This is a genomic window from Pseudomonas sp. 30_B (assembly GCF_017491605.1).
In the GTDB taxonomy this organism is placed as follows: Bacteria; Pseudomonadota; Gammaproteobacteria; order Pseudomonadales; family Pseudomonadaceae; genus Pseudomonas.
The window spans coordinates 1-15,294 of the sequence record NZ_JAFGYY010000006.1; the positions used below are offsets into that span (position 1 = coordinate 1).

15 protein-coding genes are annotated in these 15,294 nt (G+C 65.1%); 8 read left to right on the forward strand and 7 right to left on the reverse strand.

Going from position 1 to position 15,294, the window contains the following annotated elements:
• Positions 1 to 590: 590 nt before the first annotated feature.
• Complete coding sequence (locus J5M67_RS07925; protein ID WP_207884755.1) at positions 591 to 1,043, forward strand: BRO family protein; 453 nt, start codon at positions 591 to 593, stop codon at positions 1,041 to 1,043.
• A gap of 29 nt (positions 1,044 to 1,072) precedes the next feature.
• Here J5M67_RS07925 and J5M67_RS07930 read toward each other — a convergent pair whose 3' ends face one another.
• From J5M67_RS07930 to J5M67_RS07950, 5 genes are all read right to left on the reverse strand, one after another.
• The gene (locus J5M67_RS07930) at positions 1,073 to 1,381 is read right to left on the reverse strand and encodes a Txe/YoeB family addiction module toxin (protein ID WP_207884756.1); all 309 of its coding nucleotides are present in this window, start codon (positions 1,379 to 1,381) and stop codon (positions 1,073 to 1,075) included.
• Positions 1,356 to 1,628 carry a type II toxin-antitoxin system Phd/YefM family antitoxin gene (locus J5M67_RS07935; protein ID WP_207884757.1) on the reverse strand — a complete coding sequence of 91 codons (273 nt, stop codon included), beginning with the start codon at positions 1,626 to 1,628 and terminating at the stop codon, positions 1,356 to 1,358. The genes J5M67_RS07930 and J5M67_RS07935 overlap by 26 nt, the downstream gene beginning before the upstream one ends.
• Positions 1,629 to 1,770: 142 nt before the next feature.
• Positions 1,771 to 3,267, reverse strand: coding sequence for a CoA-acylating methylmalonate-semialdehyde dehydrogenase (locus tag J5M67_RS07940; RefSeq protein ID WP_207884758.1), 1,497 nt, complete (start codon positions 3,265 to 3,267; stop codon positions 1,771 to 1,773).
• 167 nt (positions 3,268 to 3,434) lie between these two features.
• Entirely contained in the window at positions 3,435 to 3,746 is a 312-nt protein-coding gene (locus J5M67_RS07945) for a cupin domain-containing protein (protein WP_207884759.1), read from the reverse strand.
• Positions 3,747 to 5,093: an aspartate aminotransferase family protein gene (locus J5M67_RS07950; RefSeq protein WP_207884760.1), complete on the reverse strand. Its 1,347-nt coding sequence runs from the start codon at positions 5,091 to 5,093 to the stop codon at positions 3,747 to 3,749. It abuts the gene before it with no gap.
• Positions 5,094 to 5,230: 137 nt separating this feature from the next.
• Here J5M67_RS07950 and J5M67_RS07955 point away from each other — a divergent pair, with 137 nt between their 5' ends.
• The 6 genes from J5M67_RS07955 to argE all read left to right on the forward strand — a co-directional run bounded on the left by J5M67_RS07955 (position 5,231) and on the right by argE (position 11,129).
• Positions 5,231 to 6,151 (forward strand): LysR family transcriptional regulator, encoded by a 921-nt coding sequence (locus tag J5M67_RS07955; protein WP_207884761.1) that lies wholly within the window; start codon positions 5,231 to 5,233, stop codon positions 6,149 to 6,151.
• Positions 6,152 to 6,324: 173 nt separating this feature from the next.
• On the forward strand, positions 6,325 to 7,014 hold the full coding sequence (locus J5M67_RS07960) for an NYN domain-containing protein (RefSeq protein ID WP_207884762.1): 690 nt from the start codon (positions 6,325 to 6,327) through the stop codon (positions 7,012 to 7,014).
• 237 nt (positions 7,015 to 7,251) lie between these two features.
• Positions 7,252 to 8,580, forward strand: coding sequence for an NAD(P)/FAD-dependent oxidoreductase (locus tag J5M67_RS07965; RefSeq protein WP_207884763.1), 1,329 nt, complete (start codon positions 7,252 to 7,254; stop codon positions 8,578 to 8,580).
• Positions 8,581 to 8,583: 3 nt separating this feature from the next.
• Complete coding sequence (locus J5M67_RS07970; protein ID WP_207884764.1) at positions 8,584 to 8,994, forward strand: RidA family protein; 411 nt, start codon at positions 8,584 to 8,586, stop codon at positions 8,992 to 8,994.
• Positions 8,995 to 9,199: 205 nt separating this feature from the next.
• Positions 9,200 to 9,874 carry a DUF1028 domain-containing protein gene (locus tag J5M67_RS07975; RefSeq protein WP_207884765.1) on the forward strand — a complete coding sequence of 225 codons (675 nt, stop codon included), beginning with the start codon at positions 9,200 to 9,202 and terminating at the stop codon, positions 9,872 to 9,874.
• 103 nt (positions 9,875 to 9,977) lie between these two features.
• Positions 9,978 to 11,129 carry an acetylornithine deacetylase gene (gene argE / locus J5M67_RS07980; protein ID WP_207884766.1) on the forward strand — a complete coding sequence of 384 codons (1,152 nt, stop codon included), beginning with the start codon at positions 9,978 to 9,980 and terminating at the stop codon, positions 11,127 to 11,129.
• Between the two features lie 238 nt (positions 11,130 to 11,367).
• On the opposite strand, the gene J5M67_RS07985 is transcribed toward argE, so the two are convergent.
• On the reverse strand, positions 11,368 to 12,012 hold the full coding sequence (locus J5M67_RS07985; RefSeq protein ID WP_207884767.1) for an HAD family hydrolase: 645 nt from the start codon (positions 12,010 to 12,012) through the stop codon (positions 11,368 to 11,370).
• Between the two features lie 86 nt (positions 12,013 to 12,098).
• Complete coding sequence (locus tag J5M67_RS07990; protein WP_207884768.1) at positions 12,099 to 13,238, reverse strand: hypothetical protein; 1,140 nt, start codon at positions 13,236 to 13,238, stop codon at positions 12,099 to 12,101.
• 295 nt (positions 13,239 to 13,533) lie between these two features.
• On the opposite strand from J5M67_RS07990, the gene J5M67_RS07995 reads away from it, so the two are divergent.
• The gene (locus J5M67_RS07995; RefSeq protein WP_207884769.1) at positions 13,534 to 15,159 is read left to right on the forward strand and encodes an inorganic phosphate transporter; all 1,626 of its coding nucleotides are present in this window, start codon (positions 13,534 to 13,536) and stop codon (positions 15,157 to 15,159) included.
• The last annotated feature ends 135 nt before the right edge of the window (positions 15,160 to 15,294 follow it).

Here is a 15,294-nt window from a genome sequence, read left to right on the forward strand (position 1 = left end):
ATTCCTCTTTCAGGCTCATGGCATCTCTCGTGTTCCAGGGCATGGTGTGGATTCCCGACAAGGCTGCTCGCCGGAAAGTGTCAACCATGTCCCCGCACACCTGTCAGCTATGTACCCGGTCCGTACATGTCGTTTGACAAAAGGGACTCGCCCGAGGGGGCGAAACAAAATCTCCCCGAACACGCCGAAGCGGCGCGGAAACACCGAACAAGACGGCGGATAACGCTTGGAGCGTTATTCGCCCTACAAGAGCATCGCGGACAAAGTCCGCTCCTACAAGCCTCCCGGAATCGGCTGGCTTGTTGGGAAATCCGCTCCATTTCTATCCTCCCGCAGTCACATTCCGTGACCCGGGTTTGGCGACCTGGAACTAGTGGCGCGAAAGCGCTTGATGGCGCTTGCGAGAACAGCGAATGTTCTTGCAGGTCCCCGCACGTGCAGAAATTTCTGCAACGCTCAATGGCGGATCGCGCGGGGAGACCTCAGGGTCTGCCGGGTACCACTAACCGGTTCGCCAACCCCGCGCGGTCTGCCTCCCTTCGTTTGGCGACGTAGATGGCAGCTCTTAATTTCTAGTGGAGCATTCATCAATGCGCGACACCTACACCCCAACCTTCTTCACCCGCCACAAACGCTTCCTGCGCGGCGTCATGATCGACAACCAGGCCTGGTTCGTCGCCTCGGACATCGCCCGCCTGCTCGCCTACCGCTTCCCCCACAGCATCCACCACCGCTTCTACCCCCACGAAGTCCAGACCGTCCGCCTCGCCAACAGCTCCGGCGCAGAAGAACCCACCGTGATGCTCAGCGAAGCCGCCGTCTACAAGGCCCTGCTCCGCTTCGGCCACCCCGAACTCGAAGCCCTCGACCGCTGGCTCACCCAGGACGTCATCCCCACCCTGCGCGACGAACACGCAGCGGATACCGATGCACCAAGACGGGTGATGCTGGCTTGGGATGCAAAGCGCTGGCTGCTGCTGAACTGGCAGGGCGGGATATGGATGCGCTGGGAAGACGTGCCAAAACTCGCCTGGTCCGACTAGCCCAAATGAAAAGGGCCGCTTCGGCGGCCCTATTTATCGTAGTGGTAACGGCACTGGAGAATGGTCAGCACCTCGGCCTCGTACAGATAGACCAACCGATGCTCACGGGTAATGCGGCGAGACCAGAACCCGGAAAGATCGCCCTTGAGCGGCTCCGGCTTGCCGGTGCCCTTGTGGGGTGTACGCCGGCACTCCTCGATCAGGGCATTGAGCGCGCGGAAAGTCTCGGTATCTCCCTGCTCCCAGTACTGATAGTCCTCCCAGCCATGGCTGGTGAACGCAACAGTGACTGAACCGCGGGCCGAGGACTTGTTACGGCTTTTCGATTTCGCGTTCAACGGTCAGCTCCTTGACCTGAACCTTGCCGGCGCGCACCTCGTCCAGGGACTCGCGCAACCGCTGGGCATTGGCGGTGGAACTCAGCAGGTAGAGGGTTTCCTGCATGCCGTTGTAATCCTCCAGCGAAATCATCACCACCGGTTCACCACGTTGACGGGTGATAACCGCCGGTTCGTGATCCCGGCACACATCGTCCATGGTCTGCTTCAGGCCGGCGCGGGCCTGGGTGAAGGTGAGTACTTGCATGAAAGGTCGTCCTTGCCGCCGATGGCGAACAGTGGCGTTTGAACAGACATTGTACCGAACTACGTACCTTCCTTTAGAACCACTGATCCACAAATAAAAAAGGCCGGTCACTAGACCGGCCTTCTCTGTTACCTATTCACCATCAACCATTGCTGGGGAAGGCAAACTGCGCCGCTTCGTGGCTCTTACGCTGCGGCCAGCGCTGGGTGATGGCCTTGCGCTTGGTGTAGAAGCGCACGCCGTCCGGGCCGTAGGCGTGGAGGTCGCCGAACAGCGAACGCTTCCAGCCGCCGAAGCTGTGGTAGGCCACCGGTACCGGCAGCGGTACGTTGACGCCGACCATGCCGACTTCGATCTCGTCGCAGAACAGGCGGGCCGCTTCACCGTCGCGGGTGAAGATGCAGGTGCCGTTGCCGTATTCGTGGTCGTTGATCAGCTGCATGGCTTCTTCCAGGCTGTTCACGCGCACGATGCAGAGCACCGGGCCGAAGATTTCTTCCTGGTAGATGGTCATGTCCGGGGTGACCTTGTCGAACAGGGTGCCACCGACGAAGAAGCCATTCTCGTGACCGGCAACCTTGTAGTTGCGGCCGTCGACCAGCAGCTGGGCGCCTTGTGCGACGCCGCTGTCGATGTAGCCGGTGACCTTGGCCTGGGCAGCGCCAGTGACCAGCGGGCCCATGTCGAGGCCGCAGGAGGTGCCGGCGCCGATCTTCAGGCCTTTGATCTGCGGAACGATCTTCTCGACCAGCGCGTCGCCGATCTGGTCGCCCACGCAAACGGCCACGGAGATGGCCATGCAGCGCTCGCCGCAGGAGCCGTAGGCCGCCCCCATCAGGGCGCTGACGGCGTTGTCCAGGTCGCAGTCGGGCATCAGCACGGCGTGGTTCTTGGCGCCGCCCAGGGCCTGTACGCGCTTGCCGCGCTTGGTGCCTTCGGAATAGATGTACTCGGCGATCGGGGTCGAGCCGACGAAGCTCAGGGCCTTGACTTCCGGGGCCTCGATCAGCGCGTCCACGGCGGTCTTGTCGCCGTGCACCACGTTCAGCACGCCCTTGGGCAGGCCGGCTTCTTCGAAGAGTTCGGCGATCAGCAGGGTGGAGCTCGGGTCACGCTCGGACGGCTTGAGGATGAAGGTGTTGCCGCAGGCGATGGCCAGCGGGTACATCCACAGGGGCACCATGGCCGGGAAGTTGAACGGGGTGATGCCGGCGACCACGCCGATCGGCTGGAAGTCGCTCCAGGCGTCGATGTTCGGACCGACGTTGCGGCTGTACTCGCCCTTGAGGATTTCCGGGGCGGCGCAGGCGTATTCGACGTTCTCGATACCGCGCTTGAGTTCACCGGCGGCGTCTTCGATGGTCTTGCCGTGTTCTTCGCTGATCAGCTGGACGATGCGCTGCTCGTTGGCTTCGAGCAGTTGCTTGAAGCGGAACAGGACCTGGGCACGCTTGGCCGGCGGGGTGTTGCGCCAGGCCGGGAAGGCGGCCTTGGCGGCGTCGATGGCCTGCTGGACGGTTTCGCGGCTGGCCAGCGGGACCTTGCGCACGGCTTCGCCGGTGGACGGGTTGAAGACGTCGGCGGTGCGGCCGGTGTCGGCGATCATCTCGCCGCCGATCAGGTGCTTGACGATGGTCATGGGTTGTCTCTTCTCGCTGAAAGTGTGGGGCGGGACTCTTTCAAGAGCCCCTCACCCTAGCCCTCTCCCGGGGGAGCGGGGATTTAGTCGGTGCCGGGCAGCGGGCCCGCCAGGACGGCCACTCTAAGGCGACTCGTCCGGCGCTGCCTGCTTGCGTGCCCGCGTGCTCAATGCTCGTGCGGGTGGTCGCCTTGCTTGAGCTCGATCTCGATGAAGGCCACTTCGTGATCGCAGGGGTTGATCACGTTGTGTTCGGTACCGATCTGACGGGTGTAGCTCTGGCCCAGGACCAGCGGCGCGCGCCGCTCGCCCTCGGGGGTTTCCAGCAGCAGCTCGCCGTGGGTCACCGGGACCACGACGTATTCCATGCCGTGGCGGTGCCAGCCGGTCTCGGCACCGGGGGCGAAGCGCCACTCGGTGACCAGGACCTTGTCGTTGTCGATCTGTACCGTCGGGACGGCCTTCGGACGCTCGCTCACTTACGCTACCCCGTTGAGGGCGTCGCCAACGGCGCTGAACAGGCGGTCCAGGTCTTCGGGCTTGGCGTTGAAGGTCGGGCCGAACTGCAGGGTGTCGCCGCCGAAGCGCACGTAGAAGCCTTCTTTCCACAGCTTCATGCTGGCTTCGAACGGACGCACGATGGCGTCGCCGTCACGGCCGGCGATCTGGATCGCGCCAGCCAGGCCGCAGTTGCGGATGTCGACGACGTTCTTCGCGCCCTTCAGGCCGTGGATGGCCTTCTCGAAGTAAGGCGCCAGCTCCAGGGACTGCTGGATCAGGTTTTCCTTGGCCAGCAGGTCCAGCGCGGCGATACCGGCGGCGCAGGCGACCGGGTGCGCGGAGTAGGTGTAGCCATGGCCGAACTCGACGGCGTATTCCGGCAGGTTCTGGCCCATGAAGGTGTCGTAGATTTCGCTGCTGGCGATCACCGCGCCCATGGGGATGGCGCCGTTGGTGACCTGCTTGGCGACGTTCATGATGTCCGGCTTCACGCCGAAGAACTCGGCGCCGGTGGCCTTGCCCATGCGGCCGAAGGCGGTGATCACTTCGTCGAAGATCAGCAGGATGTTGTGCTGGTCGCAGATTTCGCGCAGGCGCTGCAGGTAGCCCTTCGGCGGAACCAGGACGCCGGCGGAACCGGACATCGGCTCGACGATGACGGCGGCGATGTTGGAGGCGTCATGCAGTTCGATCAGCTTGAGCAGCTCGTTGGCCAGCTCGACGCCGCCGGTTTCGGCCATGCCCTTGGTGAAGGCCAGGCCCGGCTGCAGGGTGTGCGGCAGGTGGTCGACGTCCATCAGCTGGCCGAACATCTTGCGGTTGCCGCCGATGCCGCCCAGGGAGGTGCCGGCGACGTTCACGCCGTGGTAGCCACGGGCGCGGCCGATCAGCTTGGTCTTCTGCGCCTGGCCTTTGATGCGCCAGTAGGCACGGGCCATCTTGATCGAGGTGTCGGCGCACTCGGAACCCGAGCCGGTGAAGAACACGTGGTCCAGGCCGGCCGGGGTCAGCTGTGTGATCTTCTCGGCCAGCTGGAAGGACAGTCGGTGGCCGTACTGGAAGGCCGGGGAGTAGTCGAGGGTGGTCAGCTGCTTGGCGACCGCGTCGGCGATTTCCTTGCGCGAGTGGCCGGCACCGCAGGTCCACAGGCCGGAGAGGCTGTCGTAGATCTTGCGGCCCTTGTCGTCGACCAGGTAGCTGCCTTCGGCACCGACGATGATGCGCGGGTCCTTGTGGAAGTTACGGTTGGCGCTGAAGGGCATCCAGTGGGCCTTCAGGTTCAGGTCGCTGGTCACCGACGGGGTGACGTTCACGTGCTGGTTCATGGAGCTTGTCCTCGACGACAGTCTTGTTGGGCGCGCAGGCCGCGTCGGGCCTGCTGCGATGAAGCAAGATTGAGCCTGACTAAACGTGAGTTAAAGCCTATTCTTCTCACGCTCAGTTTCGAATTGGTAAAACTAAAATGGCAAAACCCCGCGCCCCTTCCCTGGGTCAGGTCAGCGACTTCGAGATCCGCCTGCTGCGCATCTTCAAAACCATAGTCGAGTGCGGCAGCTTCTCGGCCGCGGAAAGCACGCTGGGCATCAGCCGCTCGGCCATCAGCCTGCACATGGGCGACCTGGAGAAGCGCCTGGGCATGCGCCTGTGCCAGCGCGGCCGCGCCGGCTTTGCCATGACCGACGAGGGCCGCGAGGTATACCGCGCCACTCAGTCGCTGCTGGCGGCGCTGGAGGGCTTCCGCGCGGAGGTCAACGAGCTGCACCAGCACCTGCGCGGCGCGCTGAACATCGGCATCATCAACAACCTGGTGACCCTCCCGCAGATGCGCATCACCCACGCCCTGCGCGCGCTGAAGGCCAGCGGGCCGGGGGTGCGGATCAATATCGGCATGACCACGCCCAACGAGATCGAGCTGGGCGTGCTCGACGGGCGCCTGCACGTGGGCGTGGTGCCGCTGATCAGTCCGCTGTCGGGGCTGGAGTATTCCTCTCTTTATGAAGAGCGCTCGCTGCTGTACTGCAGCCGCGAGCATCCGCTGTTCGAGCGCGACGACGCGAGCATCACGGTGGAGGAGGTGCACGCCTGCGACGCCGTGGCGCCCAGCTACCGCATCCCCGCCGAGGCACAGGAGCGACACCAGGAGCTGCGCGGCGGCGCCAGTGCCTCGGACCGCGAGGGCATGGCCTTCCTGATCCTCACCGGCAGCTATATCGGCTACCTGCCCGACCACTACGCCGCCGACTGGGTGGCCCAGGGCCGCATGCGCGCCCTGCGGCCGGAGCGCTTCCATTACGACATCCCGCTGACCGTGGTGACCCGCAAGGGCCGCCGGCCGAACCTGGTGCTGGAGCGGTTCCTGGAGGCGGTGGCGGAGAGTCGGTAAGGACGAAATCCACTCGTCATTCTGTCGACCGCGTCCGATTGACAGCCATATCCAAGGTTCCCTAGCATCTTCTTTACGACTCAACCCCGTACGCAGCGATTCAGTTCGCTGGCCGTTGGGGTGAAGAAACCGGCCAATAGGCCGGTTTTTTCGTTTCTAGGGATTGGAAACTCGTGCGTACTGCTTTTTTCGTCGACGGCTACAACCTCTTCTACGACCTACTGGCCGGCACCGAGTTCAAATGGCTGGACCTGCCAGCCCTACTTCAGCACGTCTTGCGCGTGCAGACGCCGCACTCCGAAGTTGCCTCGATCAGTTACTTCACTGCCGGGGTGAAACCCGATCTCGCATCACGCGGCATTCTCTCCAAGCAGGCTCAGGACACCTACATACGAGCACTCAAGGCGCGCGGTGTAGAGGTTTACTTCGGCCGGCATCGCCTGGAGCCAGGACGCGCCCCCAGATTCATCGACAAGCACACTCCTGCATCAAGGGCAGACCAGGTCGATATCTGGCAGTTGGAAGAGAAGGAAACCGACGTCCATCTGGCCATCAGCATGTATCGACTGGCGACAAGACAGTCCAGCACCATGCCAGAGCAACGCATCGAGCAGATCGTGCTTGTCTCGGCCGATACAGACATGGCACCAGCCCTGCGAGCGTTGCGCGAAGACTATCCGACGCTACGGATCGGAGTGATTCTGCCTCACCGTGAGGGCATCAAGCGCGAACCACCTGGTTCCTTGCTGGAATGTGCGCATTGGACACGCCGCTCAATTACCGAAGAAGAACTGCGCAAGCATCAGTTTCCGCCCCGGGTTCCGACTCGCAAACGCCCTGCCTGCAAGCCCGAATACTGGTGACGGACAATCACCCGTAATTTCTGCCTATCCAATTTGTCACCCCAGCCACCAAAAATCCTATACCCCTGCCCTTTCGGCCGGCATGCCCCGTGGCTTGAGGCCCGACAGCTTTTCCCTAGCCTGCGACTACAAAAAACATAATTTCGCTATTGCCAGTCTCTGAACAGAATGCGCCCAAGCACCTCGCTACTAGCGCAACAAGCAGAACAACGAGATCAGAGTCAGAGGAAGCAAGCCATGACCGAGCTGAATCCGAACGCCTTCGCCAAGAAGTCGCTCGACAACCTGGAAATCGATACGCTGGTCGTTGGCGCCGGTCAGGCCGGCGTGGCCATGAGCGAGCACCTGACCAGCCTGGGCGTACCGCACATCGTGCTGGAGAAGAGCCGCATCGCCGAGGCCTGGCGCACCGGCCGCTGGGATTCCCTGGTCGCCAACGGCCCGGCCTGGCACGACCGCTTCCCGGGCATGGAATTCTCGGTCGGCCCGGATGAGTTTCCGGCCAAGGAACAGGTAGCCGACTACTTCGTCGCCTACGCCAAGCAGTTCAACGCACCGATCCACACCGGCGTGGAAGTGAAGAAGGTGACCCGCAACAACGGCCGTCCCGGCTTCACCGTGGAAACCTCCGAAGGCACCCTCCAGGCCCTGCGCATCGTGTCCGCCACCGGCCCGTTCCAGCGCCCGGTGATCCCTGCCATCGCGCCGAAGACCGAGAGCCTGCAGCAGATCCACTCGGCCCAGTATTACAACCCCCAGCAGTTGCCCGAAGGCGCCGTGCTGGTGGTCGGTGCCGGCTCCTCCGGCGTGCAGATCGCCGACGAGCTGAACCGCGCCGGCAAGAAGACCTACCTCTCCGTGGGCGCCCATGACCGTCCGCCGCGCTCCTACCGCAACCGTGACTTCGTCTGGTGGCTGGGCGTGCTCGGCCTGTGGGACGCCGAGGAAGTGCAGCCGGGCCGCGAGCACGTGACCATCGCCGTGAGCGGTGCCCGTGGCGGCGAGACCATCGACTTCCGCCGCCTGGCCAACGAGGGCATCACCCTGGTCGGCCTGACCAAGGCCTTCGAAGGCAGCAAGGTGACCTTCCAGGACGACCTGCTGAAGAACCTCAAGGCGGGCGACGATAACTACCTGGGCCTGCTGGACGCCGCCGATGCCTACATCGAGCGCAACGGCCTTGACCTGCCGGAAGAGCCGGAGGCCCGCAAGGTCTACCCGGACGCCGAATGCGTACGCAACCCGATCCTGGAACTGGACCTCGCCGAGGCCGGCATCACCTCGATCATCTGGGCCACCGGTTACGCCGTGGACTTCAACTGGCTGCAGGTCGATGCCTTCGACGAGAAGGGCAAGCCCAAGCACCAGCGCGGTGTATCCCGCGAGCCGGGCGTGTACTTCGTCGGCCTGCCGTGGCTGTCGCGCCGGGGCTCCTCCTTCATCTGGGGTGTCTGGCACGACGCCAAGCACGTGGCCGGCCACATCGCCACCCAGCGTAAATATGTCGAATACCAGGACGCTTCGCAGCGCGAAGCCTCCGTTCAAAAAGCCGCTTCCTGGGAGTAAGAGATGCCTACCCACACTCGCATCCGCATGTTCAACACCAAGGACACCTACCCGAACCAGACCCTGGACAACGACCTCTGCCAGGCCGTGCGCGCCGGCAACACCGTGTACGTGCGCGGCCAGGTCGGTACTGACTTCGAGGGCAACCTGGTAGGGCTGGGCGACCCGCGCGCCCAGGCCGAGCAGGCGATGAAAAACGTCAAGCAGCTGCTCGAAGAAGCCGGCAGCGACCTGTCGCACATCGTCAAGACCACCACCTACATCATCGACCCGCGTTACCGCGAGCCGGTGTACCAGGAAGTCGGCAAGTGGCTGAAGGGCGTGTTCCCGATCTCCACCGGCCTGGTGGTCTCGGCCCTCGGCCAGCCGCAGTGGCTGATGGAAATCGACGTCATCGCGGTGATTCCGGACTGAAAGCTACTGCGCTAGGCCAGACGGCGTTGGGGACGGACGGAAAAATGCTCATTTGCTACAGCAAACTCCGCTTTTCCCGTCCATCCCCGCCTTGCCTGGCCGTCGCTCGTAACACTTTCGCAGCACCGCGATGAAGCGGCGACGCGGGGATTTCCCCGCCTCGCCGTTTTGTCGTTTACGACACAGGATTGATTAAGGAGCTCCCATGACCTTTTCCATCGTTGGACGCTGCGCCGAGACCGGCCAGCTGGGTATCGCCATCAGCTCCTCGAGCATTGCCGTGGGCGCCCGTTGCCCCTGGGTACGCGCCGGGGTTGGCGCGGTGGCCACACAGAACGTCACCCTGCCGGCCCTCGGCCCGCAGATCCTCGACCTGCTGGAAACCGGCCTGGAGCCGGGCGCGGCGCTGGACAAGGCGCTGTCGAGCAACGGCTACAGCCAGTACCGCCAGGTGACCGTGATCGACCAGCACGGCAAGGTCGCGCTGTTCACCGGCAGCGAAGCGCTGGGCGTGAACCACGCGGTGGCCGGCGAGAACTGCGTGGCGGCGGGCAACCTGCTGTCCTCCACGGCGGTGATGGAAGCCATGACCCGCACCTTCGAGCAGACCGGCGGTTGCCTCGCCGAGCGTCTGCTGGCGGCCATGCAGGCGGCGATGGCCGCGGGCGGCGAAGCCGGCCCGGTGCATTCGGCGGCCATGAAGGTGGTGGGCGATCTGGTCTGGCCAATCGTCGACCTGCGCGTAGACTGGGCTGACGAGGCGCCGATCGATGAGCTGGAGAAGCTCTGGGTCGCCTACAAGCCGCAGCTGCAGGACTACCTCACCCGCGCCCTCGACCCGACCAAGGCGCCGAGCTACGGCGTGCCGGGTGACGAGTAAGACCTAGAAATGTAGGAGCGAGCTTGCTCGCGAACCCGGCCTCGCAGCGGGGTTTGTTCGCGAGCAAGCTCGCTCCTACGAAGATCAAAAGCAGGAGCCGACCATGTCTTCCAGCCGTGAAATCCTCGCCAAGCTGATCGCCTTCGACACCGTCAGCCGCAACCCCAACCTGGCGCTGATCGAATACATCCGCGACTACCTCGCCGGTCTGGGCGTCGAGAGCGAGCTGTTCTTCGACGCCGAAGGCGGCAAGGCCAACCTCTACGCCACCCTCGGTCCCAAGGATCGCGGCGGCGTGTGCCTGTCCGGGCATACCGACGTGGTGCCGGTGGACGGCCAGGCCTGGACGGTCCCGCCGTTCGAGCTGACCGAGCGCGACGGCCGCCTCTACGGTCGCGGCACGGCGGACATGAAGGGCTACATCGCCTGCGTGCTGGCGGCGGTGCCGGCCTTCCTCGCCCAGCCGCTGCGCCTGCCGGTGCACCTGGCCTTCTCCTACGACGAGGAAGTCGGCTGCCTGGGCGTGCGCTCGCTGATCGCCGCGCTGGAGCAGCGCGAGCACAAGCCGATGGTCTGCATCATCGGCGAACCCACCGAACTCAAGCCGGTGCTCGGGCACAAGGGCAAGCTGGCGATGCGCTGCAACGTGCACGGCGCGGCCTGCCACTCGGCCTACGCGCCGCAGGGCGTGAACGCCATTGAGTATGCGGCGAAGCTGATCGGCCGCCTCGGCGAGATCGGCACCCGCCTGGCGGAACCTGCGCGCCACGACCCGCGCTTCGATCCGCCCTACTCCACCGTGCAGACCGGCGTGATCAGCGGCGGTCGCGCCTTGAACATCGTGCCAGCCGAGTGCCAGTTCGATTTCGAAGTGCGCGCGCTGCCCAGCGACGACCCGCAACAGGTCGCCGATGACCTGCGCGAGTATGCCGAAGCCGAGCTGCTGCCGAAGATGCGGGCGGTGAAGGCCGAGGCGGACATCCGTTTCACCCCGCTGTCCGCTTACCCGGCGCTGGCCACCGACCCGCAGACCGAGGCGGCCGACCTGATCGCCCTGCTCAGCGGCTCCCGCGAGTTCTCCACCGTGGCCTACGGCACCGAGGGCGGGCTGTTCGACCAGGTCGGCATCCCCACCGTGGTCTGCGGCCCCGGCAGCATGGACCAGGGGCACAAGCCCGACGAATTCGTCAGCCTGGAGCAGTTGGCCAGGTGCGACGCGATGATGGTGCGGCTGGCGGAATGGCTGCGCGGCTGAGCCCTGGCCAGAACGTACGGCGTATAACGTTCGACGTTGTACGCCGTTTGACCTTGGCCCCCAACCGCGCCAACTCCAACCTGGGTGTCTGCCGAAGTACGCTTCGAGCGTGACCTACATGCCAACCGGCAATCAGGGTGAATCGGCGTATAACCGCGAACGGTTATACGCCCTACGCCTGAGCCCCGGCTCTTCGTAGGAGCGAGCTTGCTCGCGAACAAATCCCGGCCGGGGAGTGTCAGGCAAACGCCGCGCGCAGCTCGTCCATGCTCGCGAAATAGTGCGCCGGGCTTTCCGCCAGCAGCTCTTCGCGGCTGCCGAAGCCGTAGCCGACGCCTGCGGCAGACAGGCCGTTGCGATGCGCGCCAATCAGGTCGTGCTTGCGGTCGCCGATCATCAGCGTCTGCGCAAGGTCCAGCTTCTCGATGTCCAGCAGGTGCTCGATCAGCTCGACCTTGTTGGTGCGGGTGCCATCCAGCTCGCTGCCGTAGATCACCTTGAAGTGCCGGGCGAAGCCGAAGTGCCGGGCGATCTCGGCGGCGAACACCGTCGGCTTGCTGGTGCAGATGTACAGCGTGCGGCCCTGGCTGCCGAGCAGTTCGAGCAGCTCGCCAACGCCCTCGAACACCTTGTTCTCGTACAGCCCGGTGTCCTTGAAGCGCACGCGGTAGTGGTTCACCGCCTCCCAGGCGCGCGCCTCGTCGAAGTCGTAGGTGCTCATGAAGCACTGCAGCAGCGGCGGGCCGATGAAGTGTTCGAGCTGGCGCAGGTCGGGTTCGTCGATGCCGAGCTGGGCAAGGGCGTACTGGATCGAGCGGGTGATGCCCTCGCGCGGGTCGGTGAGGGTGCCGTCGAGGTCGAAGAGGATGTTCTGGTAATGCATGGGATCAGCGTCCGGCCGCGAAAGTCGGGCGGCAAGGATACTGTGCATGGCCACCTGCGCGAAGCCTCAGGCGCCGAACGTCATGCTCAGGGCGCGACCCCCTGGCCCTGGCGCAGCACGCGGAATCCGCCATTGGCATCGATGGGCGGAGGCGGCGCGGCGCCGAAGGACTGCACCTCCTGGGTGTCCTCTTCTTCCTCCACCGGTTGTGCCAGCTGGCCGGTCAGGCTCTGCTGGACCCGTCCGCCGAGGTAGTCCACACCGGCCATCACCCCGCCCTCCCGGTCGTGCATCAGCGCCAGCCACTGTTCGTCGAAGGCCGCGTTGATCTCCTTGCGCAGCTGGGTTTCCACCTCGGGCCGGTCGTGGTCGTTGCTGCTCAGGCTGAAGAGGGTGAAGGCCACCGAGATGATCGAACCGGCGACCTTGCCGGCGGCGCTGGCGACCACCCCGGCGATGCTGCGGTTGCGCAGATCGTTGACCAGCTTGGCGCTGGTACGCTGGGCCACCGGGGACACCCCGCTGACCTTGGTGCCGGCGCCGGCCTTGCCCGACGCCTTGCGGATCTCCTGCATCAACGCGGCGAAGGCTGGAAGCTCGCCGACGTCCTGGACGCGCACTACGTCATACAGCGAAGCATCGCGGCTCGAGGGTGGGCCGAGGGAAATCGCCGGAATGCCCTTCAGGTGCTCGTCGAAGGCCTGCTGCGGCAGCCCGCGGCGCTGGGGAATGGCCTTGAGGGCCTCCACCAGCGCGCCGACATAACGCTTGGCGGCCGTTTCCATGATGGAGTCGGGATCGAGCTCCCTCGCCACCGGCACCAGCACCTGCTGGTGATATTCGTCCTGCAGGTAGGCGGCCAGGCGGTCCACCGTGGGGTCGAGGTCACCATTGGAACCCATCTTGTACCAGGCGACCTTCATGCTCAGCCATTGCTGCGTCCAGTAGCTGGAAAACCAGGGGATGAACTTGCTGTCGGTGCGCGCGTAGACCAGGTCCATCCAGTGCTCCATGGCGCCTTCGGCGTAGGCGCGGGCCTGGGACGTGGCGTTGAGCGAAGCGGCGCCGATGTCCGCGTCCACCTGCCGCCAAGTGGCCTCGCTGACCGGGCCGACGGGTTCGGGGGGACGATGGGAGCAACCGCCCAGCGCCAGCAGGAATAACGCAACGACACCCCAGCGCCGCCAGGGCGTCCGGATGGCGCTGGAAAAACACAGACTGTTCATGGCCGCTCGCCGGCTCGACGGCGTCCGAAGGACCTGCCGCCCGCTCCTGACCTCGGCCGGGCACACAGGGGCGTCCGGTCATCCAGATTTCAGTATAAGGCCGGACATTGGCGCCAGATGGCCGTCCGGCGGTTGCCGGCGAACGCCAGCGGGGTCGCCGGCTCCTGGCAAAGGAAGTGCCGATTGACCTGCGTTGAGGCCAGCCCTCCACAAGGCGGCTAGTCTGTAGCGCATCGTCACAAGGAGTCCGCCGTGACCCACATCCCATTCACCTCCCGGAGGGAGCGCCACTGCCGTGCTTGACCGTTTTGGCCTGCTGGAAGTGATGCGCGCCTCGCGCCTGACCCAGTTCCCGATCAGCCCCGTACTTCGCGAAACCCATGGCTTCAAGGGACGCCTGAGCTTCTTCCTGTTGCTGGCCGGTGCCCTGCTGTTCACCTTCGTCAGCCTCGAACAGGACATCCGCGCCAGCGGCACGTCGCTGCAACCGGGCTGGCCGATGCTGATCCTGGTCGTCGCCCTGCTGGTGGCGCTGGGCTTCGAATTCATCAACGGCTTCCACGACACCGCCAACGCCGTGGCCACGGTGATCTACACCAACGCCCTGCCGCCGCGCTTCGCGGTGGCCTGGTCGGGGCTATGGAATTTCCTCGGCGTGCTGTTCTCCAGCGGCGCGGTGGCGTTCGCCATCGTCTCGCTGCTGCCGCTGGACCTGCTGTTGAAGGTGGAAAGCAACGCAGGCCTTGCGATGATCTTCGCCCTGCTGATCGCCTCCATCCTGTGGAACCTCGGCACCTGGTGGCTGGGGCTGCCGGTGTCCTCGTCGCACACGCTGATCGGCTCCATCGTCGGCATCGGCCTGGCCCACGGCGCGATGTCCGGGCACCTGGGGCTGTCCGGCAGCGCCTGGTCGCAGCTGCTGACGGTGGGTTACGCGCTGCTGTTGTCGCCGCTGGTCGGCTTCGTCAGCGCCTTCGTGCTGCTGCGGGCGATGAGTGCGAGCATCCGCAATCGGGCGCTGTTCCACTCGCCCGAAGGGCGTACACCGCCGCCCGGATGGATTCGCGGGCTGCTGATCGTCACCTGCACCGGGGTCTCCTTCGCCCACGGCTCGAACGACGGGCAGAAGGGCATCGGGCTGATCATGCTGATCCTGATCGCCACCGTTCCGCTGGCGTTCGCGGTGGATCGCGCCCACAGCCCCGAGCAGACCCGCCAGCTGCTGGGCCTGGCCCAGGCCAGCCAGGCGCAGCTGCAACATGCCGGCGGCGGCGCGGTCAGCGGCGACCCGCGCCAGGTGCTGCTGGCCTATCAGCAGGCCCCGCGCGTCGGGCCGGACCTGCTGCCGTCCCTGGGCGTCGTCATCGGCGATGTCGCCACGCGCCTGGAGCGGCACGGTGAGATGGCCAAGGTTCCCGGCGACGAGGTGCAGGCCCTGCGCAACGACCTGTACCTGAGCCTGGAAACCATCCGCCTACTCGACCAGGGCGAACAGAACATCGATCTGGAAACCTGGAGCACCCTGCAGGCGCTGCGCACCGAGGGCGAGAAGACCATCCGCTTCATCCCCGTATGGGTGAAGGTGGCGGTCGCCCTGGCGCTGGGCCTGGGCACCCTGGTGGGTTGGCGGCGCATCGTCACCACCGTGGGCGAAGGCATCGGCAAGACCCCGCTGACCTATGCCCAGGGCGCTGCCGCGCAGCTGGTGGCGATGCTCACCATCGGCGCCGCCGACGGCTTCGGCCTGCCGGTGTCGACCACCCACGTGCTGTCCTCCGGCGTGGCGGGCACCATGTCCGCCAACGGCAGCGGCCTGCAGTGGCCGACCATCCGCAACATGCTGCTGGCCTGGGTGCTCACCCTACCGGCGGCCATCGGGCTGGCGGCAGGGTTGTACTGGGTGTTCGCGCAGGTGCTGTAATCCGTTCCCTGTAGGGCGTACAACCGTTCGCGGTTGTACGCCGTTTCACTGGCCCCATCGCTTGCTTCGTGATCCACCTCGGAGTGCACTGGAACCAGGATCAATCGGCGTATAACGCGGAGCGTTATACGCCCT

Bases quoted from the DNA above. Each gene is read 5' to 3' on its own strand.
- argE (WP_207884766.1), top strand. From the start codon at position 9,978: ATGTCTTCCAGCCGTGAAATCCTCGCCAAGCTGATCGCCTTCGACACC.
- J5M67_RS07965 (WP_207884763.1), top strand. From the start codon at position 7,252: ATGACCGAGCTGAATCCGAACGCCTTCGCCAAGAAGTCGCTCGACAAC.
- J5M67_RS07950 (WP_207884760.1), bottom strand. From the start codon at position 5,093: ATGAACCAGCACGTGAACGTCACCCCGTCGGTGACCAGCGACCTGAAC.
- J5M67_RS07970 (WP_207884764.1), top strand. From the start codon at position 8,584: ATGCCTACCCACACTCGCATCCGCATGTTCAACACCAAGGACACCTAC.
- J5M67_RS07985 (WP_207884767.1), bottom strand. From the start codon at position 12,012: ATGCATTACCAGAACATCCTCTTCGACCTCGACGGCACCCTCACCGAC.
- J5M67_RS07925 (WP_207884755.1), top strand. From the start codon at position 591: ATGCGCGACACCTACACCCCAACCTTCTTCACCCGCCACAAACGCTTC.
- J5M67_RS07940 (WP_207884758.1), bottom strand. From the start codon at position 3,267: ATGACCATCGTCAAGCACCTGATCGGCGGCGAGATGATCGCCGACACC.
- J5M67_RS07935 (WP_207884757.1), bottom strand. From the start codon at position 1,628: ATGCAAGTACTCACCTTCACCCAGGCCCGCGCCGGCCTGAAGCAGACC.
- J5M67_RS07975 (WP_207884765.1), top strand. From the start codon at position 9,200: ATGACCTTTTCCATCGTTGGACGCTGCGCCGAGACCGGCCAGCTGGGT.
- J5M67_RS07990 (WP_207884768.1), bottom strand. From the start codon at position 13,238: ATGAACAGTCTGTGTTTTTCCAGCGCCATCCGGACGCCCTGGCGGCGC.
- J5M67_RS07955 (WP_207884761.1), top strand. From the start codon at position 5,231: ATGGCAAAACCCCGCGCCCCTTCCCTGGGTCAGGTCAGCGACTTCGAG.